At 59.0% G+C, this 2,349-nt stretch carries 4 protein-coding genes; all 4 read right to left on the bottom strand.

From position 1 onward, the window contains the following. Positions 1-42 precede the first annotated feature (42 nt). Positions 43-627, bottom strand: coding sequence for a hypothetical protein (locus NW843_RS04220; protein ID WP_414344494.1), 585 nt, complete (start codon positions 625-627; stop codon positions 43-45). A 131-nt stretch (positions 628-758) separates the two neighbouring features. After that, positions 759-1,466, bottom strand: a complete 708-nt coding sequence (gene pyrF / locus NW843_RS04215; protein WP_414522204.1) for an orotidine-5'-phosphate decarboxylase — start codon at positions 1,464-1,466, stop codon at positions 759-761. Next, the gene (locus tag NW843_RS04210) at positions 1,463-1,891 is read right to left on the bottom strand and encodes a DUF6464 family protein (RefSeq protein ID WP_369791761.1); all 429 of its coding nucleotides are present in this window, start codon (positions 1,889-1,891) and stop codon (positions 1,463-1,465) included. The genes pyrF and NW843_RS04210 overlap by 4 nt, the downstream gene beginning before the upstream one ends. 53 nt (positions 1,892-1,944) lie before the next feature. Then, positions 1,945-2,124 carry a hypothetical protein gene (locus tag NW843_RS04205; protein ID WP_414417450.1) on the bottom strand — a complete coding sequence of 60 codons (180 nt, stop codon included), beginning with the start codon at positions 2,122-2,124 and terminating at the stop codon, positions 1,945-1,947. Positions 2,125-2,349 lie beyond the last annotated feature (225 nt).

Below are 2,349 nucleotides of genomic sequence, written 5' to 3'. Positions count from 1 at the left end.
ACATACTCCCGCACTCATGCTGACGCAAAGCGCTCCGCGCCGCTAGAGAGAAGGTCTAGTCAACTCTAGATCGCCCGTCAAGGGGCAACCCGACTGTTGCCAGCGGCGGATGGCCTGGGCAGTGAGTCCATTCGTTACATCGCGAATGGGGATCCCCGATCCGGTTACCTGCAGACGCACCAACCGCCAGGGATCCCCAGGAGCAGCCCGCAGAACATAAGCCTCGTAGGCCAGTTGCAGGGTTTCGCTGCGCCGACCGGCCAAGGAGTTGCCCTCCTTTTGGGGGTGTTGGGGCAAGACCAAGCGGCGCTCCAGCGTGGTGAAATACAGCCGAAAAGCTTCTGGCGAAACAGCAGTTGCGGTGTCCGGCAAAACCGGAGCCAGCTCCTGTTGGCGTAAGCGGGCCGGAGACCCTGGAGAGAGCATTTCAACCTCCGGCTTCCCCACCAGCACAACCTGAAACTCAGAGCGGGAGCGGCTCAAGGCCAGATTGAGAAACAAAGGCAACTGCTCCGTTAGAGCCTCAGCCCAAACCTGAGGAGCAGCCAGGCAAGTTTCCCCTCTTGCCGGAACGAAATGCTCCGCACCCCTAACGCGCCCAGGAGTGCTGACCAGGCCCAAAACCACCGACAAACCGACTCCTAGCCAACATCTCCTGCCGGATCCAGCCGGCCTTTTTTCAGGGATCCACTGCACAAGCCTACGGCGTCGTTGCATTACAGAACTACCCCAATAACATCGGGCATCTCCCCACACCCTCACCCGGCAGCATCCCATGAGGCTTGGAAGCGCCGCAAGGCGGCCACGGGATCGGGAGAAGCGGTGATGGGGCGGCCCACCACCAGATAATCGGCTCCTGCCCGCAGAGCTTCGTCGGGCGTGCAGATGCGCTGTTGATCCTCCTCTCCATCCCCCGCCTTGGCTTGGCCCAGACGGATCCCGGGAGTAACCAGCAAAACCTCCGGCCCCAAAGCTTGGCGCAACCGCGAGACCTCCTGAGGAGAGCAAACCAGTCCGGTAAAGCCTTGAGCTTGAGCCAGCCGGGCCAAATGCAACACATAGTCGGCGGGATCCATCTCGATGCCCAGTTCCTGTCGCACCTGCGGGGGGCTGAGGCTGGTTAAGAGGGTAACCGCCAATAGTCGACAAGAACTGCCCTGGGCGGCTGCCACGGCTGCCCGCAACATGGCACTGCCACCGGCAGCATGGACGGTGAGCAGATCCACTCCATAGCTGACGGCCACCTCCGTAGCCCTCCCCACGGTGTGGGGAATGTCGTGCAGCTTCAAATCCAGAAAAATGCGCTTGCCCCTTTCCTTGAGAGCCTGCAGAACGGAAAAACCCGCAGCAGCGAACAACTCCAGACCCACCTTCCACCACAGCACCTGCGGCAAAGAGTCCACCCACTCCAGAGCCTGCTCTTGAGAAGAAGTATCCAGCGCAACAATCAGGCGGTCACCCTTCATCGGGGCTCATTCCGGGGCTCATAGTGGGGACAGCCCTCACAGGGGCCGCAGGGGTTGACGGCGCAGCGCAACTCTGGAGAATGGGCATTGTAGCGGCAGGTGGGATCCCCGATGTATTCTGGCGGCGAAGCCACGTAAGTGTAAACAACCACGCCCCCAAATCCTATCGGGCTGACGAAGAAACGACTGGTGGTGAAAGATTCGCCAGAAGGGTTGAGGGTTTCCTCAAAGGGTTCTGGCTCAGGCTCCAGCTCCACTTCCTCCTCCAGATTCCAGAGGGCTTCCCACTGCCTAAGGGTTTCCTGTAAAGGCACAGCCAAGTGCTCTGCCAGCTCCATCAGGGCAGTCTCCAAAGAGGCCAAACTTTCTTCGGCCACTTGGGCAAAGGCTGCAACCCATTCCTCCAAAAGTTTCTCAAAATCCATGCAGCAGCGACCTAGAGGCTCCTTCTTCACCTTACCGCCAGCCTGGGCAACCTTTAACTTCCTCCCCGGCAAACGGCATCCACTAGAGCTTGATTGACCAATGGAAACAGCTCCGCCAGTTCTTCTGTGGAGAGGTTTCCGGTGCAGACATTGGCGCGAATATGCCACTCTGCCCACATTTGCGCCGAAGGAGCAGCAGGATCCCGGCCCTCCTCAGAACCTGAACCGCCCACAGGTACCCGAGGGAGGCTGCGTCCCGACCCAAGGTTCAGTTGCAGTACGCTGTCACGGTTGATGCCAGTCAGCGAGGTTTGAGCGTTAGCCTCCTCAAGGAAAGCGAGAGAGAAAGCCAAAGCCATCCCAGCTAATCCCCAGAAAACAGCGCGGTAAACCATGGGATCTCCAGTAGTTAGATAGAGCATGACTCTAGTCAATAATAAGCTCAACTATACTGAAAA

It is taken from the genome of Synechococcus sp. R5-12 (assembly GCF_047502655.1).
Classification (GTDB): Bacteria; Cyanobacteriota; Cyanobacteriia; order Thermostichales; family Thermostichaceae; genus Thermostichus.
The sequence above is the reverse complement of the archived record's forward strand: the minus strand, read 5'-3'. Positions and strand labels throughout refer to the sequence as shown.

Excerpts from the sequence above, each read along its gene's own strand:
- pyrF (WP_414522204.1), bottom strand. The coding sequence starts at position 1,466 with ATGAAGGGTGACCGCCTGATTGTTGCGCTGGATACTTCTTCTCAAGAG.
- NW843_RS04210 (WP_369791761.1), bottom strand. The coding sequence starts at position 1,891 with ATGGATTTTGAGAAACTTTTGGAGGAATGGGTTGCAGCCTTTGCCCAA.